At 72.2% G+C, this 24677-nt stretch carries 27 protein-coding genes and 3 pseudogenes; 8 read left to right on the forward strand and 22 right to left on the reverse strand.

Translation table 11 applies throughout. From position 1 onward, the window contains the following. Positions 1-480: 480 nt before the first annotated feature. The 7 genes and pseudogenes from KME75_RS14915 to KME75_RS14945 all read left to right on the forward strand — a co-directional run bounded on the left by KME75_RS14915 (position 481) and on the right by KME75_RS14945 (position 7481). Positions 481-1857, forward strand: coding sequence for an extracellular solute-binding protein (locus tag KME75_RS14915; RefSeq protein ID WP_219415257.1), 1377 nt, complete (start codon positions 481-483; stop codon positions 1855-1857). After that, complete coding sequence (locus KME75_RS14920; protein ID WP_219415260.1) at positions 1854-2780, forward strand: carbohydrate ABC transporter permease; 927 nt, start codon at positions 1854-1856, stop codon at positions 2778-2780. Before KME75_RS14915 ends, KME75_RS14920 begins: the two co-directional genes overlap by 4 nt. Beyond that, positions 2777-3682, forward strand: coding sequence for a carbohydrate ABC transporter permease (locus KME75_RS44920; RefSeq protein ID WP_219415262.1), 906 nt, complete (start codon positions 2777-2779; stop codon positions 3680-3682). The genes KME75_RS14920 and KME75_RS44920 overlap by 4 nt, the downstream gene beginning before the upstream one ends. After that, positions 3679-5286: an arylsulfatase gene (locus tag KME75_RS14930; RefSeq protein WP_219415264.1), complete on the forward strand. Its 1608-nt coding sequence runs from the start codon at positions 3679-3681 to the stop codon at positions 5284-5286. Before KME75_RS44920 ends, KME75_RS14930 begins: the two co-directional genes overlap by 4 nt. A gap of 29 nt (positions 5287-5315) precedes the next feature. Further along, entirely contained in the window at positions 5316-6791 is a 1476-nt protein-coding gene (locus KME75_RS14935; RefSeq protein ID WP_219415265.1) for a sulfatase family protein, read from the forward strand. A gap of 44 nt (positions 6792-6835) precedes the next feature. Beyond that, positions 6836-7095 (forward strand): annotated as a pseudogene (locus KME75_RS14940) (transposase); the annotation flags it as partial. Then, positions 7086-7481 (forward strand): glycoside hydrolase family 1 protein, encoded by a 396-nt coding sequence (locus KME75_RS14945; RefSeq protein ID WP_219415267.1) that lies wholly within the window; start codon positions 7086-7088, stop codon positions 7479-7481. The pseudogene KME75_RS14940 and the gene KME75_RS14945, both read left to right, overlap by 10 nt. Positions 7482-7572: 91 nt before the next feature. Here KME75_RS14945 and KME75_RS14950 read toward each other — a convergent pair whose 3' ends face one another. The 22 genes and pseudogenes from KME75_RS14950 to KME75_RS44930 all read right to left on the reverse strand — a co-directional run bounded on the left by KME75_RS14950 (position 7573) and on the right by KME75_RS44930 (position 24003). Beyond that, a complete protein-coding gene (locus KME75_RS14950; protein WP_219415271.1) occupies positions 7573-8025 on the reverse strand; it encodes a universal stress protein in 453 nt (150 codons plus the stop codon). A gap of 188 nt (positions 8026-8213) precedes the next feature. After that, positions 8214-8999 carry an IclR family transcriptional regulator gene (locus tag KME75_RS14955; RefSeq protein WP_219415273.1) on the reverse strand — a complete coding sequence of 262 codons (786 nt, stop codon included), beginning with the start codon at positions 8997-8999 and terminating at the stop codon, positions 8214-8216. Continuing rightward, positions 8996-9757: a 3,4-dihydroxyphthalate decarboxylase gene (phtC, locus tag KME75_RS14960; protein WP_219415274.1), complete on the reverse strand. Its 762-nt coding sequence runs from the start codon at positions 9755-9757 to the stop codon at positions 8996-8998. Before phtC ends, KME75_RS14955 begins: the two co-directional genes overlap by 4 nt. Continuing rightward, on the reverse strand, positions 9754-10542 hold the full coding sequence (gene hcaB, locus KME75_RS14965; RefSeq protein ID WP_219415276.1) for a 3-(cis-5,6-dihydroxycyclohexa-1,3-dien-1-yl)propanoate dehydrogenase: 789 nt from the start codon (positions 10540-10542) through the stop codon (positions 9754-9756). Before hcaB ends, phtC begins: the two co-directional genes overlap by 4 nt. Before the next feature lie 73 nt (positions 10543-10615). Further along, on the reverse strand, positions 10616-10870 hold the full coding sequence (locus KME75_RS14970) for a hypothetical protein (RefSeq protein ID WP_308282790.1): 255 nt from the start codon (positions 10868-10870) through the stop codon (positions 10616-10618). Then, positions 10867-11382, reverse strand: coding sequence for a 3-phenylpropionate/cinnamic acid dioxygenase subunit beta (locus KME75_RS14975; RefSeq protein ID WP_308282791.1), 516 nt, complete (start codon positions 11380-11382; stop codon positions 10867-10869). The genes KME75_RS14970 and KME75_RS14975 overlap by 4 nt, the downstream gene beginning before the upstream one ends. Next, a complete protein-coding gene (locus KME75_RS14980; RefSeq protein ID WP_219415280.1) occupies positions 11379-12755 on the reverse strand; it encodes an aromatic ring-hydroxylating dioxygenase subunit alpha in 1377 nt (458 codons plus the stop codon). The genes KME75_RS14975 and KME75_RS14980 overlap by 4 nt, the downstream gene beginning before the upstream one ends. Further along, positions 12752-13531, reverse strand: coding sequence for a cupin domain-containing protein (locus tag KME75_RS14985; RefSeq protein ID WP_219415282.1), 780 nt, complete (start codon positions 13529-13531; stop codon positions 12752-12754). Before KME75_RS14985 ends, KME75_RS14980 begins: the two co-directional genes overlap by 4 nt. Then, on the reverse strand, positions 13528-14667 hold the full coding sequence (locus KME75_RS14990) for an alpha/beta fold hydrolase (protein ID WP_219415283.1): 1140 nt from the start codon (positions 14665-14667) through the stop codon (positions 13528-13530). The genes KME75_RS14985 and KME75_RS14990 overlap by 4 nt, the downstream gene beginning before the upstream one ends. Continuing rightward, a complete protein-coding gene (locus KME75_RS14995; protein WP_219415285.1) occupies positions 14664-15419 on the reverse strand; it encodes an SDR family NAD(P)-dependent oxidoreductase in 756 nt (251 codons plus the stop codon). Before KME75_RS14995 ends, KME75_RS14990 begins: the two co-directional genes overlap by 4 nt. Then, positions 15416-16237 (reverse strand): annotated as a pseudogene (locus KME75_RS15000) (ABC transporter ATP-binding protein); the annotation flags it as partial. The pseudogene KME75_RS15000 and the gene KME75_RS14995, both read right to left, overlap by 4 nt. Before the next feature lie 121 nt (positions 16238-16358). Further along, positions 16359-17111: an ABC transporter ATP-binding protein gene (locus KME75_RS15005; protein ID WP_219415294.1), complete on the reverse strand. Its 753-nt coding sequence runs from the start codon at positions 17109-17111 to the stop codon at positions 16359-16361. Continuing rightward, complete coding sequence (locus KME75_RS15010) at positions 17104-17964, reverse strand: branched-chain amino acid ABC transporter permease (RefSeq protein WP_219415296.1); 861 nt, start codon at positions 17962-17964, stop codon at positions 17104-17106. Before KME75_RS15010 ends, KME75_RS15005 begins: the two co-directional genes overlap by 8 nt. Then, positions 17964-18842, reverse strand: coding sequence for a branched-chain amino acid ABC transporter permease (locus tag KME75_RS15015; protein WP_219415299.1), 879 nt, complete (start codon positions 18840-18842; stop codon positions 17964-17966). The genes KME75_RS15010 and KME75_RS15015 overlap by 1 nt, the downstream gene beginning before the upstream one ends. 135 nt (positions 18843-18977) lie before the next feature. After that, complete coding sequence (locus tag KME75_RS15020) at positions 18978-20051, reverse strand: ABC transporter substrate-binding protein (protein WP_219415302.1); 1074 nt, start codon at positions 20049-20051, stop codon at positions 18978-18980. 93 nt (positions 20052-20144) lie between these two features. Beyond that, positions 20145-20282, reverse strand: a complete 138-nt coding sequence (locus tag KME75_RS46760) for an SDR family oxidoreductase (protein WP_372452603.1) — start codon at positions 20280-20282, stop codon at positions 20145-20147. Between the two features lie 68 nt (positions 20283-20350). Further along, positions 20351-21445, reverse strand: a pseudogene (locus KME75_RS15025) (SDR family NAD(P)-dependent oxidoreductase); the annotation flags it as partial. After that, the gene (locus KME75_RS15030) at positions 21442-21582 is read right to left on the reverse strand and encodes a hypothetical protein (protein WP_219415306.1); all 141 of its coding nucleotides are present in this window, start codon (positions 21580-21582) and stop codon (positions 21442-21444) included. The gene KME75_RS15030 and the pseudogene KME75_RS15025, both read right to left, overlap by 4 nt. 3 nt (positions 21583-21585) lie before the next feature. Then, positions 21586-22476, reverse strand: coding sequence for a hypothetical protein (locus KME75_RS15035; protein ID WP_219415308.1), 891 nt, complete (start codon positions 22474-22476; stop codon positions 21586-21588). Continuing rightward, positions 22473-22985, reverse strand: a complete 513-nt coding sequence (locus tag KME75_RS15040) for a VOC family protein (protein ID WP_219415310.1) — start codon at positions 22983-22985, stop codon at positions 22473-22475. Before KME75_RS15040 ends, KME75_RS15035 begins: the two co-directional genes overlap by 4 nt. Further along, positions 22982-23512 carry an LLM class flavin-dependent oxidoreductase gene (locus KME75_RS44925; RefSeq protein WP_281424528.1) on the reverse strand — a complete coding sequence of 177 codons (531 nt, stop codon included), beginning with the start codon at positions 23510-23512 and terminating at the stop codon, positions 22982-22984. The genes KME75_RS15040 and KME75_RS44925 overlap by 4 nt, the downstream gene beginning before the upstream one ends. Continuing rightward, complete coding sequence (locus tag KME75_RS44930) at positions 23464-24003, reverse strand: LLM class flavin-dependent oxidoreductase (protein WP_219415314.1); 540 nt, start codon at positions 24001-24003, stop codon at positions 23464-23466. The genes KME75_RS44925 and KME75_RS44930 overlap by 49 nt, the downstream gene beginning before the upstream one ends. 85 nt (positions 24004-24088) lie before the next feature. On the opposite strand from KME75_RS44930, the gene KME75_RS15055 reads away from it, so the two are divergent. Further along, positions 24089-24508, forward strand: coding sequence for a DUF3237 domain-containing protein (locus tag KME75_RS15055; protein ID WP_219415317.1), 420 nt, complete (start codon positions 24089-24091; stop codon positions 24506-24508). Positions 24509-24677 lie beyond the last annotated feature (169 nt).

Raw genomic sequence — 24677 nt, forward strand, 5'->3', positions numbered from 1 at the left:
CGCGGTGTCCGGTCGGGCAGCAACGGCTCCAGCCGTGCCCACTCCGCGTCGGTCAAGTCGTGGCGATCAAGCACAGAAGAGATCTACCGCAGCCGACCCGCATGATCCACGGGACACGCTCTAGCCGTACTGCCCGGACAGTCGGTCAACCGACCGATGATGGGCGCCGTCCTCAGGTGGGTGCGGTCGGTGCCGGCTGCATCGGCGACGGCTCGACGTCATGGATCTCGGCTGAGGTGGATCTCAAGCGATCTTCGAGCATGCTGCGATCCCGACATGTGGAAGATTCTGAATATGTTCGGACAAAGTCTTGACTGTGTTTTGGGGCCGGAGACACACTGACGTTCCAAGTGGCCAGGCCACCGGAGGAGAGCCCAGCCCGTCCCGCGTCTCGTGCGCGCCGACGCACGTGAGTACCGGGGGAGATGCGGTCGAGCTGCCCTCCATCCGCAGCGTCGGACTCCAGGCGAGGAGAGCACCATGTCCCCAGACAAGAACTCGGCGGCGATGAGCCGTCGACGGTTCCTCCAGCTCGCGGCCGGCGGGGTGTCCATCCCGGCCATCGCAGGTTTGACGGGCTGCGGCGGCGGCGGTGCCGGCGCGCTCGGCGGAGGTGGTGGCGCGGGCGGCGAGGTCACCGAGCTGATCGTCCCGACCAACCAGTCCCCGTGGCTGGACGCCTACCGGACGGTCGCTGCCCAGTACGAGGCGGAGAGCGGCGTACGCATCACGCTGCGCGAGTTCCCCTACGACGGCCTGCGCACGCAGATGACCAACGCGATCCAGAACCAGAACCTCGTCTTCGACCTCTTCCAGCTCGACGAGCCGTGGACCCACCAGTTCTACGACAATGACTGGGTCGCGCCGCTGGACGAGGTGGACGCCCAGTTCTCGCTCGACCCGGCCGTGCTGACCTACGCCGCCCTGCCGTTCTGGGACCCCCAGGCCCGCACCTCGGACCCGAGCGGGCGGGTGATGGGCCTGCCGATCAACGGCAACGTCCACCTGCTGATCTACCGCAGGGACCTCTACGAGCAGCTCGGCCTGCCCGTGCCCCGCACGTGGGAGGACGCGGTGGCGGCCGGTGAGCAGGCGCAGCAGGCGGGGCTCGCGCGCTACGGCTACGCGACCCGGGGGCAGGCCTCGTCGGGTGGCCAGTCCATCACCTACGACTACATGCCCGTGTTCTACAGCTACGGCGCCACCTGGTTCGTCGACGAGGGCAGCGACTGGACGCCCGCGGTCGACACGCCGGAGGCCCTCGCCGGCACCGAGATGTACCGGCGGCTGCTCGCGCTCGGCCCGGCCGAGCCGCAGACGGTGGGCCAGGCGGAGGTCATCGCGGCCCTGCAGAGCGGCGAAGCGCTGCAGGCACACGTCGTGGCGGCGGCCGCGGCTCAGCTGGAGGATCCGTCGGCGTCGAACGTGGTCGGCAAGCTCGGGTACGCGGTGGTGCCCGCCGGCCCGACCGGCGAGCCCGCTCCCACCAGCGGGACCTGGTCGCTGTGCGTCCCGCGGGGCCTGCCGCCCGAGCGGGCACAGGCCAGCTACCGGTTCATCCGGTGGATGCTGGACAAGCAGCAGCAGACGGCGTTCGGCGAGGCGGGCGGCATCGCCACCCGCGAGGACGTGCTCGGCGAGCTCGGCGGTGGCGATGCCGTGTACCTCCAGGCGGTCGCCGACTCCATGCCGGACGTACACAGCGCGGTGCGTTACGTCTTCTCAGCCCCCATGCTGGAGGTGACCGAACGGATCCTCAGCGCGATCGGGGCGGGCGCGACCCCTGCCCCCGACGGCCTCGCGCAGCTGCAGGAGGAGCTGACGCGGGTCGTGCGCGAAGCGGGATTCCTCCAGTGACCACGGCGTCGACGGCGCGGCGACCGCGCGGACGGAGTCCCCTGCACGGGGGCCGGTTCGGCCTGCTCGCCGTCCTGCCCTTCATCGCGTTCATGCTGCTGTTCGCCGTCTACCCGCTCACGCAGGTGGTGCGGATGGCGCTGTCGCACGTCGAGATCCAGAACGGCGCGTTCATCTGGGACTTCGGCACCCTCGCCAACTTCGCCCGCATGTTCGACGACGCGCTCGCGATGTCGTCGGCGGTCACGACCGCGGTGTTCATCGCGGCGACCGTTCCGCTGACGCTCGTGCTGGGCACCCTGCTGGCCGTGCTGGTGGACCGGTCGGCGCTGTTCGGGCCGATCGCCCGGAACATCGCGCTCTGGCCTGCGGTCGTCGCGCCGGTGGTGGTCAGCCTCATCTGGCTGCTGATCCTGAGCCCCACCGTGGGGGTGCTCAACAGGGTGCTCATCGACGTCGGGCTGCCGCCGCAGGGCTGGCTCGGCAGCGAGGCGGGAGCCATGCTGTCGATCATCCTCGTGGACGTCTGGCACTGGACGCCCGTGGTGTTCCTCCTCGTCTACACCGCGCTCAAAGGCATCGACGACCAGCTCCTCGAGGCCGCGCGGGTCGACGGTGCGACCGAACGGCAGATCTTCTGGCGGATCGTGCTTCCGTTGCTGGCTCCCGCGCTCGCGGCAGCGGCGCTGATCCGGCTGGTGATGGGTGTCAAGGCGTTCGACGAGATGTACCTGCTCACCCGCGGGGGCCCCGGCGATGCCACCACGCTGGTGAGTCTGCACATCCGCAACGTCTTCTTCGATCGGTTGGAGCTCGGGTACGGGGCGGCGTTCAGCCTGGCCGTGGTGCTGTTCGTCATCGTCGTGCTGCTGGTCTCGGTGGTCGTGCGCCGGACCGTGCGACAGGGAGGAGCGGCCGCGTGAGTACGTCCATGACCCCCGGCGTGCTGACCGATCGGCCGGCGGCCGCGCCCGGAACGGCGTCGGGACCGGCCGCGCCCCGGCGCCGGCGCAGGTTCCGGCCCGCGATCGACCTGCCTCTGCTCCTCCTGCTGGCGGCGTTCATCCTGCCGATCGCGTGGCTGGTGGTCCTGAGCGTGCAGCCCGGGCGCAACATCGTCAGCCCGGACTGGGAGTTCGGCTTCACCACCGAGAACGTCGCCGAGCTGCTCGGCCCCGGCCGTCCGTTCACGGCGCAGCTGGTCAACAGCCTGCTGATCGTGGCCGGCACGATCGTGTTGTGCCTGGTGATCGGGTCGGCCACCGGTTACGCGCTGTCGCGGCTGCAGATGGCCAGGTGGGTCACGCTTACGCTCCTCGCGGTCAGCGCGCTCCTTCCACTGATCCCGCCGATGGCGTTGGTGCCGGGTCTGTACGTCACCTTGAACAACCTCGGCCTGCTCGGATCGGTCCAAGGGTTGATCCTGCTCAACACCGTCTTCAACCTCCCGTTCGCAGCCCTGCTCATGAAGGTCTACTTCGACGGGGTGCCCGGTGAGCTCCGAGAGGCCGCCGTGGTGGACGGCGCGTCGGAGCTGCGGGTGTTCGTGCAGGTCATGGTGCCGCTCGCCCGGTCGGGTCTCGCCGCCGTGGCGGTGTTCGTGGGAATCATGGCGTGGAACGAGTTCCTCATGGGTCTCGTGATGACCTCAGGCGGGCGTACCTCGCCGCTGACCGTCGGCATCGCCTCGCTCGTGCAGCCCTACGAGGTGGCCTGGGGCCAGATGGCGGCGGCGGGCTCGCTCGCCACCGTGCCGATCATCGTGCTGGCCATTGTGGCGAACCGGCAGATCATCTCCGGGCTCACCGGGGGAGCGGTCAAATGAGGCGCCCGGACGTCGTCGTGATCCTCGCCGACGACATGGGCTTCTCCGACCTGGGCTGCTACGGCGGCGAGATCCGTACGCCGCACGCCGACCGCCTGGGCCGGGACGGGGTCCGGTTGTCCGCCTTCTACAACACTGCGCGCTGCAGCCCGTCGCGCGCCTCGTTGCTGACCGGGCTGCACCCGCACCAGACGGGTATCGGCATCCTCACCAACGACGACGCACCGCGTGGCTACCGCGGCACGCTGAACGACCGGTGCGTCACCGCGGCCGAGGTGCTGCGCGGATCCGGGTACGCCACCTGCCTGGCGGGCAAATGGCACCTGGCGTCGGAGATGACCGAGCCGAACGGCGCCTGGCCGACCCGCCGCGGCTTCGACCGTTTCTTCGGGACGCTCACCGGGTGCGGCAGCTACTACGACCCAGGAACGCTGACGCGCGGCGAGGCCGACGCGAGCGCAGAGGCGCAGGACCCCGGCTTCTTCTACACCGACGCCATCGCCGACGAGGCCGTGGCCTTCGTCGAGCACCAGGCCGCGACCGCGCCCGAGCAGCCGCTCTTCCTCTACATGGCCTTCACCGCGCCGCACTGGCCGTTGCACGCACCCGAGGCGGACATCGCCGCGCTCGACGGCGTCTTCGACGACGGCTGGGACGTGCTACGGGAGCGGCGGATGAAACGACTGATCGACGAAGGAGTACTGCCTGCCGGCACAGCGCTCAGCGATCGGGATCCCACCCAACCGCCGTGGGTGGAGGCGGACGAGCCCGGCTGGCAGGCGCGACGGATGCAGGCCTACGCCGCGCAAGTGGAACGGATGGACGCCGGGATCGGCCGCGTCGTCGACAGCCTGGAGCGCGCCGGCAGGCTCGACGGCGCGGTGGTCGTGGTGCTCTCCGACAACGGTGCCTCGCCGGAGGACCTCCCGAAGGGCGAGGTGGAGAGCTTCCGCCGGCGCACCGACATCGTGCCGACGCGCACGCGGGACGGGCGCGACCTGCGCGTCGGCAACGAGCCGGGGATCGGGCCCGGCCCGGAGGACACGTACGCGAGCTACGGGCGGGCGTGGGCCAACCTGTCGAACACGCCTTTCCGCTTCTACAAGCGGTGGGTGCACGAGGGCGGGATCGCGGCGCCGTTCCTCGTGCACTGGCCGGCCGGTGGCCTCGCGGGCGGCAGCGTCGTGGACCTGCCGGTGCAGCTGGTCGACGTGCTGCCCACTCTGCTCGACTGCGTGGGGGTGGACCACCTGGGCGTGCATCGGGGCCGTCCGGTGCTCCCCTTGGAAGGCCGCAACTTCCTGCCTGCCCTGCGCGGACGGTCGCAGGACCCCCTTCCGCTGTTCTGGGAGCACACCGGCAACGCCGCCGTACGGGTCGGCCGCTGGAAGTTGGTACGCGAGTACCCGGCGCCGTGGGAGCTCTACGACCTCGACCGCGACCGCACCGAGCTGCACGACCTGGCAGCCGAGCACCCCGAGGTCGTCGCCGAGCTCGCCGGTCGGTGGCAGCGGTGGGCGGACCGCGTGGGGGTGATCCCGTGGGACACGACGCTCGCGATCTACGCCGAGCGCGGACTCGGTGACGAGGAGGCGGCCGGATGAGTGTCGACCGCGGTGGACGGAGGTAGGAGTTGGCCAGCCGAGACGTGAACCGGCCCAACGTGCTCGTCGTCCTCACCGACGACCAGGGCCCGTGGGCGATGGGGCACCGCAACCGCGACCTCATCACCCCGACGATCGACGAGTTGGTCGCGGGCGGCACGGAGCTCGACCGATTCTTCTGTGCATCGCCGGTGTGCTCGCCCGCCAGGGCATCGTTGTTGACGGGACGCATGCCGTCGGCGCACGGGGTCCACGACTGGATTCGCGGCGAGGCGTACGGGGTGCGCGACGAGGACAGCTACCTCAGCGGGCTCACGAACACCCCCGAGGTGCTCGCCGCTGCGGGGTGGGAGTGCGGGCACAGCGGCAAATGGCATCTCGGGACGTCCCGGAACCCCGCGCCTGGCTTCGACTTCTGGTACTCCCACCGCACCGGCGACGGCCGCTACTTCGGCGCACCCGTCTGGCGCGACGAGCAGCCCGTGGCCGAACCTCGGTACCTCACCGAGGCGATCACCGAGGAGGCGATCGGGTTCCTGGAGCGCAATGCCGGCTCCGATCGACCCTTCTACCTCCAGGTCAACTACACCGCCCCGCACAGCCCCTGGGTGGATCAGCACCCTGCCCGCTACACCGACCCCTACAACGGCTGCACCTTTGCGTCGTGCCCCCGCGAGGAACCCCATCGGTGGTTCAGCTGGGAGCCCGGTCCCGTGTCCGACGCGATGCGGGACCCGATCCCCAGCCTGCTGGGATACTTCGCGTCGCTCACTGCGGTCGACGCCGGGGTGAGGCAGGTGCTCGACCTCCTCGACCGAACAGGGCTGCGGGAGAGCACGTGCGTCGTGTACACCTCGGACAACGGGTTCAGCTGTGGGCACCACGGTGTCTGGGGCAAGGGCAACGCCACCTGGCCGCTGAACATGTGGGAGAACTCGGTACGGGTCCCGTTCGCCGTGAGCATGCCCGGACGCATCCCGGCGGGCCGCGTCGACTCCGGGCTCACCAGTGCGTGCGACCTCCACCCGACGATCCTCGAGCTCGCCGGCGTCGCCGCGCCGGAGGACCCGCTGGCGGCGGGCCGCTCGATCCTGCCGCGGCTGCTCGGAGAGGAGGCGGGCGGCGAGGAGGCCGTGGTCGTCTTCGACGAGTACGGCGGCACGCGCATGGTGCGCACGGGGGAGTGGAAGTACGTGGTGCGCCACGGCGACGGCCCCGAGGAGCTGTACCACCTGGCCGACGACCCGGACGAGCGGGAGAACCGGGCGACAGAGCCAGGCCGCGCCGGCGTGCGCGACGAGCTGGCCGGAGTCCTGCACGACTGGTTCGCCCGGCACAACGCCGCCGAACGTGACGCCTTTGCACGTCCGGTGTCCGGGCGGGGGCAGGTCAGCCCGCTCTGGCGGGGCCGCTCGGACGCCGAGACCTACGCCTCGGCGGCCGGGGAACGGTGTTCCGGGCCTGAGAACGGCGTGCCTGAGCACGTAGGCGGGACCACCGCGTGAGTCTCTGCGTGAACCCGCAGAGGCACCCAGACAAGCACCACGCGATTGCCCTGGACCACTCTGCCCTGCTCGAAGTCCTGGACGTCCTCGAGGCCGCCGATGTCGGCGACCGTGTCCGCGCCGCGGCCGAGACCGTCTACCAAGCATTGATCGAGGCCGAGCTGACCGAGTTGATCGGTGCTGCCCACACGAGCGTTCCGCGGAACGCAACGCCCTGCGCAACGGCCACCGCGCCCGGATCCTGACCACCACCGCCGGGGACCTGGAGCTGCGGATCCCGGCTCGTACTGGCCGGTGGCAGCCGCCGACCAGGCGCCCCGGCATGAGGACGCCGCCCGGCTCCTCGATCTGCTCATCAACCGTTCGGCGCTCGATGTGCTCGTCGACGGCCGGTATCCCGCCGAGCTGCTCGACTGGCACGCCCGGATCGGCGGAGCCGGGTTCATCCAGGACGGCGACCTCGCCGACGTCGGCGAACCTCTCGACTACTTCGACCCGAACTACTACGCGCCGCTACACGTGCTCGCCGACGACCCGGGCGTCGGGGGCGACATCGTGCCGCCCGGGATCGGCATCCGCCAGGCCGACCCCGTCGATGCACCCAAGACCAGCTTCAACTGGCTCATCGACCCCGAGCCGCTGCTGCCCCTGGGCGTCGACCGGATGGCAGCCGACCGATCCGCGGTATAGGTCGTTCGTTTCCGCATACCTCGAGAAAGAAGGTGGTAAGCGGTCGCTCACTGATGCCTTCGTAAACACCGCGGATGCCAGGCGCGTCCGGTCATTCTCCCGTTGCTGCGGGGCCCCGCCTGCCCGGCACCACGACGACCGGGCACGGGGCGTGGTGGATGACCTGCGTAGCCACCGATCCGGTGAGCAGGTGGCGGAACCCACCCCGGCCGCGGGCGCCGAGCACGAGCAGGTCAGCCGCCTGGCCGAGCTGGATGAGCACCTCGGACGGGTTGCCGGCGCGGGTCTCGACCTGCAGGCCTGGTGGGACGGGCTTGCCGTCCAGCGCCTTCTCGACCTGCTCCCGCAGCTCCTGCTCGGCACGTCGGTGCGCCGCCTCGTCCAGCGCCAGGGCGGCCTCGCCGATGTCCTCGGCAAGGTAGGGCACTTCCCACACCTCGACAGCAGTGAGTCCGCAGCCGCGGTAGCGGGCCTCCTCGATAGCGAAGCGCAACGCGTCGACGGCGTGCGCCGACCGGTCCATGCCGACCACGATCCCGGCCATCCGACGTCTCCCTCCCCGTTCCCCTGGGCATCAGGGTCCTCCACGAGACCAGGCGGTGGAAGGGCGTCCGGTGGGGCTGTGGCGATCACGTCGGTGGGGTGACCACGTGCAGGTGCTGCTCACCGGGGGAGTGCTGGTCAGGCCCGTCGCGCTCGGTGCTCGGGTGGTGGTGATCGGCCTACGCTCGATCAGACGAGCAGACCGCTCAGCTCCTTGCTCGCCCCGGCGAGTGCCTCGGCGATCCGGGTGCGTGCGGTGCTGGTCATCCTGGTGGTGGGCATCGAGATGTTGATGGCGTAGCTGGCCCCGCCCGGGCTGGTCACGGGAACGGCGACGGAGGCGACGCCCTCCTCGCTCTCCTGCATGCTCGCCGCGTAGCCGCGGCGGCGGGTCAGGTCCAGCTCGCGTTCGAGGGCGGTGCGCGTGGAGATGGTCCGGTCCGTGATGGCCTCGAGCTCCTCGTCGGGGTAGAGGCGGTGCAGCTCGTCGGTGCTGAGCAGGCTGAGCATGGCTTTGCCGGTGGAGGTGCAGTGCGCCGGCAGCGATCGGCCGAGCCGGGAGGCGACGCGCACGGCTCGGCTGCTCTCGATCGAGTCGAGGAACGTGACCATCTGGCCGTCGAGCCTGCCGAGGTGGACGGTCTCGTCGAACTCGGCGTTGAGCCGCTCCAGTACTGGGCGGGCGCGGGCTCGGACGTCGACCTGGCGCAGCACCGCTGCGGCGATCGTGGTGAGGGCGCCGCCGGGCTCGTAGGCCCGCGATGCGGCGTCCTGACGGACGAACCCGCGGTACTGCAGCATCGCCAGCAGCCGGTGGGCGGTCGAGGTGGCCACGCCGAGGTAGGTGCTGGCGTCGGTGAGCCGGATGCGCGGCTTCTCGGCGAACAGCAGCAGCAGCCGCAGTGCGTTGTCCACGGACTCGATGGGGTAGGGGGGCGGCCGGCCCTCTACCGCCTTCCGCCGCGCCCCCGTCATGCCTGCGAGTCTATCCGCCGGGACGCGCTCGCCTCGGGCTCCGCGAGGCGAGCGAGCTCGTGCCTCCAGGCGACGGCGACGGTAAACGCGCCCCCGAGGTCGGGCAGCTCGGCCAGGTCGCGCGAGGGAAGATCGGTGAGCCGGCCGCCCGCGGACAGCACCCGCAGCGACAGCGCGGCGATCCGATCGACGCTCACGGCCTGCAGCACGGCCTGCTCGACCGACGCGGCCGCGCTGGTGAGCCCGTGCCCGCGCAGCAGCACGACCGGGCGCTGCCCCATCGCGGCCACCATCTCGGCGGCGAGCTCCCGGGTTCGCACGAGCACGCCCCGCGGGTACACCGGCACGCCGCCCGCCGCGAGGTGCGCGCCGGGGATGTCGAAGGCGCCGACGATCGGCCGGATCGCGACGCCCGCGAGGTCGGCCGCCACCACCTCCGGCGGGTGCGCGTGCACCACCGCCGCGATCTCCGGTCGGGCGCGCAGCACCTCGGTGTGCAGCGGCAGCTCGTTCGGGGGCGCGTGGCCCGTCAGCTCGTCGGGCTGAGCCGGGCCGCCGTCGAGGTCGAGCAGACGGACGTCCGCGGGCTCGGTCCAGGCCAGCCCGCGCTCACGCGGGCCGCGGCACCGCACCAGCACCCGCTCGTCGCCCACCCGCAGGCTGATGTGCCCGAGCACGCCGTCGGCCAGCCCGCGCGCGGCGAGCACCCGGCACGCCAGTGCGACCAGGGCGCGTTCCTCCTGGTGGCCGCCGCTCATGTGCGCACCGCGATCCCGCCGTCGGAGTGCAGGACGTCCCCGGTGATCCCGCGGGCCCGCGGCGAGGCCAGGAACACGTAGCTCCCCGCGTGGTCGGTTCCGGACAGCGCGACGCCCAGCGGGGTGCGTGCCCGCAGCTCCTGCTCGCGGTCCGGGGTGTCGGCCAGGCGCCTGCCCTCCAGCCCGAGGCTTCGCGGCCCGCGCAGGTCGGTGTGCAGGGTGCCGCCCGGTGCGACGCCGTTCACCCGGACGTCGGGGGCCAGCTCGGCCGCGAGTGCGGTGACCAGCCCGCGCACCGCGTACTTCGACGACACGTACAGCACGCCGCCGCGGCCCGGGTGGTACGCCGACGTGGACTCGGTGAGGATCACTGAGGCGCCGGGCGCCAGGTGCGGCAGTGCGGCCCGGACGCCGTGCAGGCAGCTCTTGACGTTCACGGCGAACACCTCGGCGAACACCTCGGCGAACGCGTCGTCGAGCGCGTCGAGGTCGCGCACGCCCCGATAGAAGTCGAACACCCCGACGCAGCTGACCAGCACGTCGAGCCCGCCGAACGCGGCCACGGCCGCGGCCACCGCCTCGTCGTTCGCGGCCCGGGTGGTCGCGTCACCGGCGACGACCGGCACCTGGGGCACCGCCTCGCGCAGCGCGTCGCACTTGGCCGGGTCCCGCTCCAGCACCGCGACCTGCGCGCCCTCGGCGAGATAGGCGTCGACGACCGCGCGCCCGATGCCCGAACCCGCCCCGACCACCAGCGCGCGGCACCCGGCCAGCCAGTCGCTCATACCGCCTCCTCGCCGGCGCTCGTCGGCCGCATTCGTGACGCTGCTGTGTTGGATGGTGAGCTCGCAAGCTCGCTCACGCGTCATCCTCCCCGAACAGCGACCCGAACGGCTGCCCGAGCATCGCGGAGAACGTCTGCGGCGACTGCCAGGTGAGGGCCTCGAGCTCGAGCGGGCAGAGCAGGACCCACTGCCCGCTCTTCGGCGACTGGACGAGCAGCCGCGAGCCGTTGCGCGTGTCGAGCCGCTGGACGCGGATCTCGGCGAACTCGTTGCCCAGCACGATCGGCTCGCCGACCGGCTGCGCGCCGTGGAACGGAGCGTCGTTCACAGGAACACCGCCAGGTTCTGCATCCGCAGCACCGACTCGTCGGCAGTGATCACCCGCCGGGCGAGCAGCCACCGGCCGTCCGTGCGGCGCAGCAGGTCCTCCCGGCCGGCGGACACGAACGCGGCCTCCCGCACGTCGCCGCGGCTGCGGAACAGAAGCACCGCGGACTCCACGACCAGCTCGTCCGCGTCGGCGGTGGCGAAGGTGCGGACGTTGGTGACGTGGTGGCGCATCCGCGAGGGCGGGTCCTCGGTCCAGGCGTGTTCGGTGGCGAACCGCGCGACCCGCCGGGAGAGCGAGTACTTGTCCTCGTCGAAATGGGCCATTCCCGGCGCCGTGTCGAACCCGGCGCCCCGGGCCGTGGTCACGCGTACCGGCATGAGGTAGCGGATGTCGTCGGCGAGCAGGTCGAGCCACGTCGCGTAGTCCTGCGCGTCGAGCAGGTACGCCTCGTCGACGAGCCACCGGTGCGCGGTGAGGTGGCGCTCGTCAGAGAACGGGAGACCGGTCACGGCCGCACCACCTGCGCGGCGACCTCGACCGGACGCGCCGCGCCGACCGGGGTCTCGAGGCAGTCGGCCCACCGCCGCAGCAGCTCCCGCTGGTTGTGCTCCCCGTACCCGACCCGGGCCACCCCGGGCCCGGCGAACTGCGTGCGGGGCAGCGGCGCGACCACCGGGGTGTCGTCGGCGAGCAGCCCCATCCGGCTGTTGAGCCGCAGCCTGCGCGCCATCGACCCGGCCGCGGTGCTGGTCAGCGACACCCAGTTCTCGACGTCGTCCTGTTCGAACATGCCGCTGCTGCCGAAGCACATCAGGTACGCCTTGTACGACAGCCGCTTGAACTCCTCGGGGGCCTCCTTGTCGACGGCGAACCAGGAGAGCACCTCCGTCTCGTCGGCGCTCACCGGCTGCCACTGGCGCAGCGAGATGAACGGCAGCACGTCGTCGGAGTCGGCCACCCGCGGCCAGTTGTGCACGAAGCTGAGGTTGGGGAACACCGAGGCCGCGGAGATCATGAACCCGCTCTCGCCGATCACCGCGAGCTGCTCGGGCGACCAGGCCGCCTTCATCCGCTCGATCATCAAATCCGGGTAGCCGACGTAGCGCAGCCGCTCCTCCAGCGTGCCCGGGGGCAGCTTGTAGGTGGTGCCGCCGCCGCTGCCCGCCCAGTAGATGGCGCCGTCCTTGCGCTTCTCGGCCTTGGGCTCGCGGAACAACCCGATCTCGACGACGCTCGCGTGGGTGTGCGGGGTGTGGTACATGTCCCCGGCGAAGTTCTCGGCGCCGATCTTCCAGTTCGCCTTGATCCGCCAGCGCTGCGGCCCGCGCAGCTCGATCCCGCTGCCGCTCTGGCGCGTGTAGTAGTCGAGGTAGAACGCGAAGTCGCCGAGGTGCTCGCGCAGCGGCGGCGCGTCCGGGTCGAGGCTCACGAAGACCATCCCGTTGTGGATGCCCAGCGCCGGGGCCGGCAGCAGGGTCTGCCCGGCGCGCGGGAAGCCGGCTTCCCCGCCGTAGGCGTCCCGGTGGAACGGCAGCCCGACGAGCCGGCCGTCGTTGCGGTAGGACCAGCCGTGGTACGGGCAGCGGAAGTGCGAGGCGTTGCCCACCTCGGCCCGGCACACCTGCATCCCGCGGTGCAGGCACATGTTGAACAGCGCGCGCACCTCGCCGTGCTCGTCGCGCACCACGATGAACGAGTCGTCGAGCACTCGCCGCACGACGTAGTCGCCCGGGGCCGGGATCTCCGACTCGTGGGCGACGAAGACCCAGGTGCGGCCGAAGACGCGTTCACGTTCCAGCTCGAAGATCTCGGTGTCGTTGTAGATGTGCGCCGGGATCATGCCGCGGCGGACGTCGGCCAGCACCCCGTTCCGGTCGGTCATTCCCCGTCCCCTCCGTGGGCCGTGCCGTCCATGGCGAGCCGGTCGAGCAGGCCGCGGAACACCGCGAGCACGGCCCGACCCTCCAGCGTCTCGGCGTGCCCTGGCCCCGCGAGCACGACCTGGTCGCCGCGGTCGTTGACGATGAGGCCGCCGTCGAACTCGTTGTGCCCGAGATGCAGTTCGTAGGCCACCAGGGCACGCAGGCCGCGGCGGAACAGGTCGCGGGGCGTGCGCAGCTCGCCGCCCGGCCAGCGCACGACGACGTCGGCGTCCTCGATCGCGAAGGCGAATCCGCCGATCCGGCCGCTCGGGTCGGCGGCGACGGGCTGCGTGCCGATACCGGCCCAGTACGGGTTGCGGGGCAGGACCTCCAGCCAGATCCGCCGCTTGCCGTCGCCGGACCACGTGCGGTGCGCGATCGCCTCGGGCAGGCGCAGCAGGTCGCCGGTGCGGCCGACGTAGTGGCCGTAGCGCCGCTCGCCCCCGGTCTCCTTGAACTCCACGCGCACGCAGCCGTGCACCACGTAGAGGTACTGGTCGCCGTCGAGGTTGGTGTTCCAGAACGGCAGCTGGTCGGCCGCCCCGGTCGACTCCCACAGCACCACGGGACCGACGCTGCCGACCTCGGCGGGCACGTGCGTGGGGCGGTCGGCCGCTCCGCCGAACGCGACCAGGTTGACCAGGCCGAACAGCTCCGGCCGGTCGGTGATGTGCGCCTCGCCCGGCTGCACCCGCAGGTCGCCGAAGTCCGGGTGCAGCGCCGCGGTGTCCGTCATGCCCGTACCCCCGTCTCCTCCAGCCAGCCGATGATCGTGTCGGCGACCTGCCCGACCAGCTCCGGCTGGCCCTGCAGGTAGTGCGTGCCACCCTCGACCGCGAACAGCCGCTTCGCGTCGTGCGGGACGGCGTCGAACAGCGACCGGGCGTGCCCGGGGAAGCACACCTGGTCGGCCGTGCCGTAGCCGACCAGCGTGGGCACGGTCGTGCGCGCGAGGTGCCGCGGCCCGTCGCAGTGCGAGTCGTCCACGCTCCACTGGCTCAGCCAGGACCGCAGGCTGGTGTGGTGGCCGAGCGTCGCGGGCAGCAGGTTGGCCTCGACCGGCGGACCCCAGAGGGTGCCCGGCTCCCGGTCCGACGGGTCGATGGTGATGTCGAGAAACCGCGGGTCGGCGGTGGTGCCGTGCACGACGAACGGGAGGTCCTGGGCCTGGTCGGGGCTTTTCTCCAGCTCGGCGAGCCGCTCGCGCACCCACGCGGTGATCCGGCGGTTGCGGGCCAGCTGCGCGTCGCGGTACCGGGTGAGGAACTCCGCGCTGTACGGCGGCCCGTTGCGCGCGTCGAACATGTCGAGGTCCGCGTCGCGGCGGGACGGGTCGTGCTCGTCGACGATCGCCGGGTCCATCCACTCCGAGTAGACGATCGCCCGGCCCGGATGGGCCATCAGCTCGACCAGCGCGTCGACCGGCGGGAGCGCGGCATGCGTGAGGTCCGGCGGATCCCCGGCCGGGGTCCGGCGGACCGTCGGCGACTCGGCCTGGCTCTGGTAGTACGCGGCGAGCCCGCCGCCGCCCGAGTTCCCGACGAGGACCACCCGCTCGTAGCCGCGCTCCCGCAGGAAACCGACGGCCGCGCCGACGTCCAGCACGCAGTTCTCCATGATCAGCGTGCTGTCGTTGCCGAGGTAGCGGGTGTTCAGCCCGACGGCGTCCACGCCGCGCTCGGCGAGCGGGCCGAGCAGGTAGTGGCCGAGGAAGTTCGAGCTGGGGTGCACCACGGCGACCGCCGTCCGCGACCCGCCCGGGGCCCGGTGCATGGCCGCCCACAGCTTGCCGGCGATCCGGGCGACGCCGGAGTAGACGTCGACGCGGCCGGCGTGCGCCATCGGGATGCCGAGGAGCTCGGGCGTACTCATGCGATCAACCGCCCGCCGTCGACCACCATCGTCTGGCCGGTCATGAACCCCGCCTCGGCGCTGGCCAGGAACAGCACCGCGGCGGCGATGTCACCCGGTTCGCCGGCGCGGCCGACGAGGAGCTTCTCGGTGAGGAACCGCATCCGCTCCGGATCGCGGAACACCGGTTCGGTCGCCGGCGTGCGGACCAGGCCGGGCGCCACGGCGTTGCACCGGATGCCCCGCCTCCCGTAGTCGAAGGCCACGGACCGGGTGAGCGCCACGACGCCGCCCTTCGCCGCCGCGTACGCCGCGAACGCCGGGGTCGCGGCCAGCGCCGCCGTGGAGGCGGTGTTGACGATCGCGCCCCCACCGCCGGCGACCATGTGCGGGATCGCGAACTTGCAGCCGAGGAACACCCCGGTCAGCGTCACCGCGATCGTCCGGCTCCACTCCTCCTCGCTGGTGTCGGCGACCGCCCGGTTCAGCGGGGCCCAGTAGGCGTTGTTGTGCAGGACGTCGAGCCTGCCGTAGGCGGCGACGGCGCCCTCGACCATGGCCCGTACCTCGGTCCGCTCGGCGACGTCGGTGACACTCGCGCGCGCCGTGCCACCGTCGCCCGTGATGGCGTCGACGGTGCCGCGGGCGCCCGCCTCGTCCCGGTCGGCGACGGTGACCAGCGCGCCTTCGCGGGCGAACCGCAGCGCGGTCTCCCGCCCGATGCCCGAGGCAGCGCCGGTGATGATGACGGAACTGCCCGCGAACCGGGTCATGACGGGTTCTCCGCGCCTGGCGTCCCCCGCCGGGGGTTCGGTGCATGTATCGGCGGATCCAGGTTTCGGCTGAGTGTGCCGGCGGGCCGACCCTCGTACTTGACGTACTCGGGCGGTTCGCCGGTGCGCTCAGCGGGAGGCTGGGCCGTCGAGAGATGTGGTGGACGCCCGGCGGGGGGCGCCAGGTAGCTGCGCAGCAGCGCGGGGTCGGCCAGCAGGTCGGCCGCGCTGCCGGTGGCGGTGACCCGCCCGGTGGTGAGCACGTAGCCGCGGTCGGCCACCCGCAGCCCCTGGGCGACGTTCTGCTCGGCCAGCAGCACGGTCTGGCCCTCGGCCACCAGCGATTGGATGAGCTCGAACACCTCGGCGACCAGCCGCGGCGACAGGCCCAGCGACGGCTCGTCGAGCAACAGGACCGAGGGCCGCGCCATCAGCGCCCGGCCGATGGCGAGCATCTGCTGCTCGCCCCCGGACAGCGTCCCGGCCTTCTGGTCGCGCCGGTCGGCGAGCGCGCCGAAGCGGGTCAGGACCTCCTCCAGCGCCGCGGCGACGGCCGCGCGGTCCCGCCGGGCGGAGAACGCGCCGAGCCGCAGGTTCTCCTCGACGGTGAGCCGCGGCAGCACCCGCCGCCCCTCGGGCACGTGCACCAGCCCGGCCCGGACCAGCACGTCGCTGCGCGCGCCGGTGACGTCCCGGCCGGCGAGGACGACCCGGCCGGCCCACGGCCGGATCATGCCGGAGATCGCCCGCAGCAGCGTGCTCTTGCCGGCCCCGTTGGGCCCGAGCACGGCCACCAGCTCGCCGGGGCGGACCTGCAGGCCGATGTCCTCGGCCGCGGTGATGCGCCCGTAGCCCGCGCGCAGGTGCTCGACCTCCAGCAGCACGTCCTGGGGTGCGCCCGCGGTGGCGGCGGCCGGCTCGGTCCCGGCCAGCGTCGTGTCACGTCCCAAGGTAGGCCGTCCTCACCGCGTCGCTGGTCAGCACGTGTTCCGGGGCGCCGTCGACGAGCATCCGGCCGAAGTTGAGCACCGTGACGTGGTCACAGACCCGGGAGATCACGTCCATGTCGTGCTCGACGACCACGATGCTGAGCCCCCCGGAGCGCAGCTCGCCGATCCGGGTCACGAGCGCGCTCCGGTCCTCGGCCGTCATCCCGGCCGCGGGCTCGTCCAGCAGCAGCACCCGCGGCCGCGCGGCGAGGGCTCGCGCCAGCTCCAGCTGCTTCTGCAGCCCGTAGGGCAGCTCGCCCGCCCGCCGCTTCCGGTACGGCAGCAGGTCGAACAGCTCCAGCGCCCGCTCGGCCTCGGCCCGCAGCTGCCGCTCCCGCGCCGACCGGACCGGCCAGAGGGAACCCGGCCCGGTGCGCGCCCGGCTGTGCTGGCCGATGAGCACGTTGTCCAGCACGGTCAGTCCGCCGAAGAGCCGGATGTTCTGGAACGTGCGGACCACCCCGAGCGGGACGCGCCGCTGCGGCGTCCGCCGCGTCACGTCCCGGCCGGCCAGCTCGACCCGGCCCACGTCCGGCGCCACGTAGCCGGAGATCACGTTGAGCAGGGTGGTCTTGCCCGCCCCGTTCGGGCCGACCACGCCGTGCACCGAACCCTCGGTGAGCGCCAGGTCGACGTCGGCGAGCGCCTCGACCCCGCGGAACCGCTTGGCGACGCCGGACACCCGCAGCAGTGGCTCAGCCAACGGACTCACGCTCCCGGCCAACGATCGCTCTCGGCCGCCGGCCCGGCCGCATGGTGCCCCGCCCGATCAGCCCCTGCGGGCGCACGATCATCAGGACCACGAACAGCAGCCCGTAGACGATCAGGTACCAGTCGTCGAGCCAGTCGAGGTAGAGCGGCAGCAGGCTGAGCGCGACGGCCCCGATCGCGGCGCCCCAGAAGTACTGCACCCCGCCGAACACGCAGTACAGGATGATCAGCAACGCCTGGTGCGGGCCGAAGAGCGCGGGCGTGATGATCATGAGGTGGTGTGCGGCGAGGGCGCCGGCGACGCCGGTGACCGCGGCGGATGTGGCGAATGCCCCGACGGCGATGAGCGTGATCCGCAGGCCCGACGCCATCGCCGCCTGCTCGTCCTCGCGGATGGCGGCGTGCGCGAGGCCGAGCCGCGAGCGGGTGAGCAGCACGAGGTAGCCGATGACGACGGCGATCGTGCCGAGGAGCAGCGCGACGGTGGTGCCGGTCATCCCGATCATGCCGGTGGCCGCGCCGACGTACTCCCACTGCCCGAGGAGCACCTGCACCAGCTGGGCGAAGACGAACGTGATGATGGCCAGGTACAGCAGCGAGAGGCGCAGCGCGATCCAGCCGATCGCGGCGCCCGCGACGGCGGCGACGGCGCCGCCCGCGACCATGGCGAGCGGCAGCGGCCAGCCGGCGTTCAGTGTGAGGATCGAGGCCGTGTACGCGCCGATCGCCATGAACCCGGCGTGCCCGAAGGAGTACTTGCCGGTCGACACCGCGATCCAGTAGCCGAGCGCGAGCAGCACGTTGACGCCGACCTGCAGCACGACGGCCTCGGTGTACGCGGACATCACACGCGCTCCAGCACACCGGAGTCGCGCCCGAAGAGCCCCTGCGGCCGCACCAGCAGCACGATGCCCACCAGCACGAACACGATGAGGTCCCGCAGGGTCGCGGACAGGTACGCCACCGTCAGCGTCTCGATCACCCCGATGAGCAGCGCCGCGACGAGGCCGCCCGTCACGCTGCCGAGCCCGCCGAGCACGATGATCATCAGCGCGGTGAGCGTGGTCGGGAATCCGTCGAACGGGCTGACCGTGTGGTACGCGAGCCCGGTGAGCATCCCGGCCGCCCCGGCGAGCACGCCCGAGAGCGCGAAGGTGAGCAGGATGACCCGCTGCACCGGCACCCCGAGCAGCGCGGTCACGGTCATGTCGTCGGAGACGCCGCGGATCGCGGTGCCCCAGATCGTGCGCTCGAGGAACACGTAGAGCCCGGCGGTCAGCAGCGTGGCCAGCAGCAGGATCACCAGCTGGCTGCCGGAGACCTGGAACAGGCCCAGGTCGAGCTGCACGCCCGGGAGGACGTCGGGCACCGAGCGCTGGTTGCTGCCCAGGAACTTCGTGACGAGCGCCGTCAGCACGAGACCCATGCCGAGGCTGGAGAGGATCGACGCGGTGCGGAACTCCTTGGAGACGTACTTGAACGACACGAAGTAGACGGCGACCGAGACGAGGCCGCCGAGCCCGACCGCGGCGAGGAACGCGACCGGGAACGGCAGGCCGGCCTCGCCCATGACGATCGCGCCGAGCATCGCGCTGACCATGGCGGTCTCGCCGAGCGCGAAGTTGAGCCGGTCCAGCGCGCCGACCACGAGGTTGAAGCCCAGGGCGACCAGGGCGAAGGTCGCCCCGAGCAGCACCCCGTTGAACAGCTGCTGGGTGAGCATCGGCCGGTCAGCTCACGCTCTGGTCGATGACGAACCGCCCGCCCTGCACGACGGCCCGCAGCTGCGGCCGGATCGCCGTGCCGTCATCGGCGAACGTGGTGGTGTCGGCCATACCGACGTAGTTCTCGAGGTCGTTCAGGGCCCCTCCTGGATCGCCATCCGGGACTGCTGGATGTCCTCCGAGCCTGGGGGCAGGTCCTGCTGCTCGATGATGTCGGCGACCATGTTCACCGCGTCGAACGCGTAGGCGAAGTTGAGCGGGATCTCGGCCATGCCGGTGTCGGCCTGCGCCTGCTCCAGCAGCTTGAGCGCCTCGGGGTTCTGGCTGTGCGGGTCGTACTGGGCCGCGGCGAGCGTGCCCTCCGTGGCCTCCCCGCCCGCGGCGACGTAGGCGGCCCCACCCGACTGGAGGGCGTCGGTGCCGAGGAACAGGGCGTCCATCCCCTGGCTGCGGGCCTCGCGGGCGATGCGGCCGGCGTCGTCCGGGCCGGCGGCGAGCGCGAGCACATCCGGGTTCGCCGCGTTGATCGCCGTGATCTGCGAGGCGAAGCTGGAGTCGCCGGAGGTGAACGTCTGCCGCTCGACGACCTCCACGCCGGTCTGCTCGAAGACCTGGGTGAACAGGTCGGCCTGCGCCTTCGTCGTCGCGTTGGCCTCGTCGGTGATGATCGCGGCGGTCTGCACGCCCTGCTCCTCGATGATGCGCGTGAGCACCGGGATGCTGTTGGCGGCGTCCGGCTGCGCGAGGGTGAACCCGTAGGGGCGGGAGTTGGCAAGGACGCCCGGGCGGGCCGCTCCGGGGCTGATGATCGGCACCTGGAGCTGGTTGGCCGTGGCGCAGGCGATCTCGCAGCCCGCGCTGTCGACCGGGCCGATGATCGCGTAGACCCCGTCCTGCGCCGCGAGCTCGGGGATCAGCGTCGCGAGGTTCGTCGGGTCGTTCTGGCCGTCCACGGTGATCAGCTCGATCGGGCTCCCGTTGATGCCGCCGGCGTCGTTGATCAGCTGTACGGCGTACTCGGCACCGGCCTGCATCGTGTCGGAGTTGTTCGCGAAGGGGCCCGCGGAGCTCGTGACGAGTCCGATCGGGTAGGCGCCGCCGGACTCACCGCCTCCCTCGCCCGCGCTCTCGGCGCCACAGGCGGCGAGGGCCAGCGCGGCGACCGCCAGCCCGGCGATCGCGGGTCCCGTACTCCCGGCTCGAATCATCGTTGATCCTTTGTCGTGCGGGGTACGTTTCTCCTCATTGCAGAAACGGTATCTGGAGGGTAGCAACGGGGGTAGGGGTGGTAAAGGGGCTGGTCAGCCGTGCGCCCACCCGCCGTCGACGTTGAACACCTGCCCGGTCACGAAGTCGGAGTCGGCCGAGCAGAGGAACTCCACGGTCCCCGCGAGGTCCTCCGGCGTCCCGGTGACCGGCAGGCACTGCTCGGCGGCCATCCGCTCGCGCAGGGCGCGCGCCGCCTCGGGGGAGTGCACGGCCTTGGGGGGGTGTCCACCGGCACGTAGCCCGGGGCGATCGCGTTGACCCGGATGCCGTCGCCGCCGAGCTCGCGCGCCAGTGCCCTGGTCAGCCCGACCACGCCGGCCTTGGCGGCGATGTAGGGGGCGAGCCCGACCGGGTTGCCCCGTGACACGGTGGTCGAGCCGACGTTCACGATCTTGCCGTAGCCCGCGGAGCGCATGGCCGGCGCGACGGCGGCCGCGCAGATCCAAGGCGCGGTGAGGTTCAGGTCGAGCACGCGGGTCCAGTCGGCGCGGACGACGGAGTCGAACGGGGCCGCCGGCAGCAGCGCGCCGCCGGCGTTGTTGACCAACGCGTCGATCCGGCCCCACCGATCCAGCACCGCCTCGACGAGCCCGCGGACCTGGTGCTCGTCGGTGACGTCGGCCTCGTGCGGGACGGCCGCGTCGGGTCCGGCCGTCGCGGTGATGGCCGCCGCCACCGCCCCGGCCGCCTGCCCGGCGATGTCGACGACGGCCACCCGCGCGCCGGCGGCCGCCAGCCGCACGGCGTAGGCGCGGCCCAGCCCGTGCGCCGCGCCGGTGACCACGACGACGCGGTCAGCCAGCCGGCCCGGCACCCGAGCCCCGCTGATCTGGCGCCACGCGTCGCGGGAACGGCCGGCGAGCGCGTCCTCAGTGAGCGAGCCGAGCGGGTGTTCGACCACCACGAAGGGGTAGCGCGGCACCCCGGCCGTGGTCGCCGCGATCGTGGCGGTGGTCAGCAGCTCGGAGGTGCAGACCACGTAGGTGGGCGTGCCCCGCCGCTCCAGGGCCACACCGTCCTGCACGGAGCACGGGCAGCACCCAGCGCAGTCCCCGACCCCGGTGACCACGACGTCGCAGCGGGTCGCGAGGTCGTCGAGCAGCTCGGGTGCCGCGAGCCGCCCGATGCTCGGCTTGCGGGCGCGCACGACGTCCCGCACCCCGTCGGCCTGCAGCCGGGCCGCAAGCCGGTCGAGGAACCGGTCGCTGTTCGGCTTGCCGTTGTCGAGGCAGCCGACGACGAGCCCGGCCAGCGACGACGGACGGGGGAGGGCCTCGGTCTCGACGGGCGCGGCGCCGTTGGTGGGGTCGAGCACTTCGAGCTGTGCGCTCATGGTGACGCCTCCGGGGGCAGCGGTTCGGTGACGGGAGTGGACTCGTGCCCGCCGATCCAGTACGGGACGACCGCGGAGTAGCCGTAGAGGTCCCCACCCGCCACCGTGACCAGGATGTCCTCGGGCCTGCGGACCACGGGCTACTCGGTCGTCTCGTCCTCGGGCGTGATCGGCCCCGGCCGCCGGCCCGCCCGTTTCAGGTCGGCGACGCTGCGCCTGGCGAGCCGGTGCAGCTCGGCGCGCACCGCGGCCTTGTGCAGGCCGGCGCGGTGCAGCACGGCCGCGTGCAGCGGGCCGATCACCACCAGCACGCAGCCGCCGGTGTAGTGCGACGGCAGCATCGCGTCGGCGATCGTGGCGAGGATCGGGCCTGGCTTGGCGGCCCAGTCGTTGCGCGCGTTGATCGGCGCCTCGCCGGCCAGCACGGTGACAGCACTGGCGTCCGCCGGCACGCCCCGGTCGGCGTGCCGGGGCGGCCAGGGGTTGGCGGTTCGGCTCTCGCCGATGCAGTAGCTGAACTTGCCGGGATGGCCGAAGGTCGCCTTGTCCAGCACACCGGGGATGCCGCCGCACAGGTTCTGCAGGACGAGGCGCACGGCGCGGCCGATCGTGGCGTTGGCGTGGTGGCCGGGCCCGAACACGCTGTACGAGGTGTTGATCGCGAGCTGGTCGACGACCGGCCCGCTCACCACCAGCAGCGGGGCCGTCGCACCGCTCACCGTCGTGGAATGCAGGTTGAACTCCTCGCGGGTGAGCGCCCGGACGGCCGCGAGGAGCACCGACATGTACTCCTCGCGGCATCCCGCGGCCACGGCGTTCACCGCGACCTTCTCGCAGCTGAGCGTGCGACCCTGCTCGGGCAGGACGCCGACGACGTCGTCCGGCGCGAGCCCGGACGCCGCCACGAACCGCTCGACGCGCTCGGGCGTCGGCGGGACGACCGGCAACCCGTCACCCCACCCGTTGCGCGTGAACAGCTCCCGCGCCGCCTCCTCGTCGGCGACGGGGATCCGGGGCGACGTCAGCGTCACGCGCTCGCCGACGAGTGCTCGCGCAGCCAGTCGTCGACGGCCTGCTCGGCGGCGTCGGCGTCGGCGTCGGTCAACGCCCGGTTCTGGTAGGTGAGCTCGAGTCGCACCCCGTTGGGGTCGAAGAAGTAGATCGACGACCAGATGCCCTCGTGCTCGACGACGCCGCGCACCTCGATGCCCCGATCGGTGAGGCGCCGATGCGCGGCCTCGAGCTCCTCGCGGCTGCCGACCGACAGCGCCAGGTGCGGCGCCCAGCGGGGCAGCGGCGAGTCGTGGTGGTCCTGGTCCAACCCCTCGATCTCGAAGAAGGCGACGCAGCTGCCGTCGCCCATCTCGAAGAACGTGTGCAGGAACGTGGTCGGCTCGCCGGTGCTGCCCACGCTCTCGTCGCGTGCGTAGTTGACCAGGCGCATCCCGAGGACCTCGGTGTAGAAGCGCTTCGTGGCCTCCGTGTCTCGGGTGACGTAGGCGACGTGGTTGAGACCTGCCGGTCGGGTGGTGGTCGTCATGCTGATTCCTCTCGCGTCGGTGCGGATCGGAGCCCGGAGATGAAGTCGATGGTCCGCCCGACGGCCGCGTCCCAGTCGCCGTCGCCGGGCACCGGGAAGAGGATCGGCAGGTCGACCCCGGCCGCCCGGTAGGCCTCGATGCGCGCCCTGACCTGGTGGGCGTCGCCGCGGAGCAGGAAGTCATCGACCATCCCGTCACCGATCACGGCGAGCGCCCCGGGCCGGTCGCCGTCGCGCAGCAGCTGGGCCGCGTTCGCGAGCTCCTCCCCGTAGCCGCTCGCGGCGAACAGCCGGCCGGCCGCGGGGTGCAAGGCGTACCCGACAACGAGCTCCTGCCCGGTCCGCCGGGAGAGCTCCTCGTCGTCGCCCAGGCTGCACGGCAGCACGCACGCCACCACCACCTCGGAGCGGCGCCGTCCCGCGGCGCGCACCCCGTCGAGGACCGTGCGGACCGCGGGCGGCAGCGACCGGGGCGTCGTCAGGTTGAGCAGGACCCCGTCGGCGACCTCGCCGGCGAGGTGGAGCATCCGGGGGAGCAGGCCGGCGAGGAAGAGCGGGACCCGCGGGTTCGCGGCAGGGCGGTCGAGGTGCAGGCCGTGGACCGGTGCGCGATCGGGCCGCCGGCATCCGGTTCACCGGCCAGCGTCCGGCGCAGCACGTCGACGTACTCCCGCATCGAGGCGACCGGTGGTACGGCCGGGAGGTTGAGCGTGGCCTCGTTCAGGGCGGCGTTGGCCGTGCCGAGCCCGAGCAGGAACCGGCCACCGGACAGCTCGTCCAGGGTGCCTGCGGTCATCGCGAGGAGCGCGGGATGCCGGAGCCGGGCGTTCGCGACGGCCGTGCCGACGCCGATCGAGCGGGTCGCGGCCAGCGCGGCCTGCGCGATCGGGAGGGCGTCGGCGACCCGCTCGGCGACGAAGAACGCGTCGGCGCCCGCCGCCTCCGCCTCGGCGGCGCACGCGGCGATACGCGCGGCGGGTAGTCCGCTGCGGGTCGCCACCGACAGGCCGAGCTGCATCGTTTCCGTCTCCCGACGCCCGGAGTTCTTCTCAGCAGAATGCTTCTCCGTTGTGCGAGAGTTAACCCCGACGAACGGAGGCGCCATGCCCATCGAGCTGGAACCCCTCGGCACGTTGACGATCAGCATCGAGCAGCAGACGGTGGTCCGTGGCACGCCCCAGGGCGGCCTGCTGATCGGGGAGGCGGCCGACTGCCGCTGGGAGGGTGACCGGGTGTGGGCCCGGCAGCTCGGTCGCAGCGCCTCCGACTGGGTGCGCTTCCACTCCGACGGATCGATGGGCGTCGACGCACGGATCCTGCTGCGCACCGACGACGGGGCCACGATCGCGATGACCTACCGGGGAAGGGCGGCCCGGCCTCCCGGCGAGGGAGGGATCGTCTACACCGCCCCGACGTTCGAGACCGACGACGAGCGGTACGGATGGCTCAACGCGGTGCAGGCCGTCGGCAAGGGACAGCGGACCGGGAACACGCTCGTGTACGAGCTCTACGCCCTGCGGTGACGTGCAGCAGGTCGCTGAGGTGCTCGCGGCGGCGAGCAGCTGCGAGAGGGTGTTCCTCCCACGACCGGTACACGTTGAGCGCGAGGGTGGAAGAGGTCCTCGACGAGTACGTCGAGCAGCACGCGCATCTCGTGGAAGCCCGGTCCGAGAGACGGAAGGCAGACCCCGA

The sequence above is a fragment of the Pseudonocardia nigra genome (assembly GCF_019396355.1).
Taxonomy (GTDB): Bacteria; Actinomycetota; Actinomycetes; order Mycobacteriales; family Pseudonocardiaceae; genus Pseudonocardia; species Pseudonocardia nigra.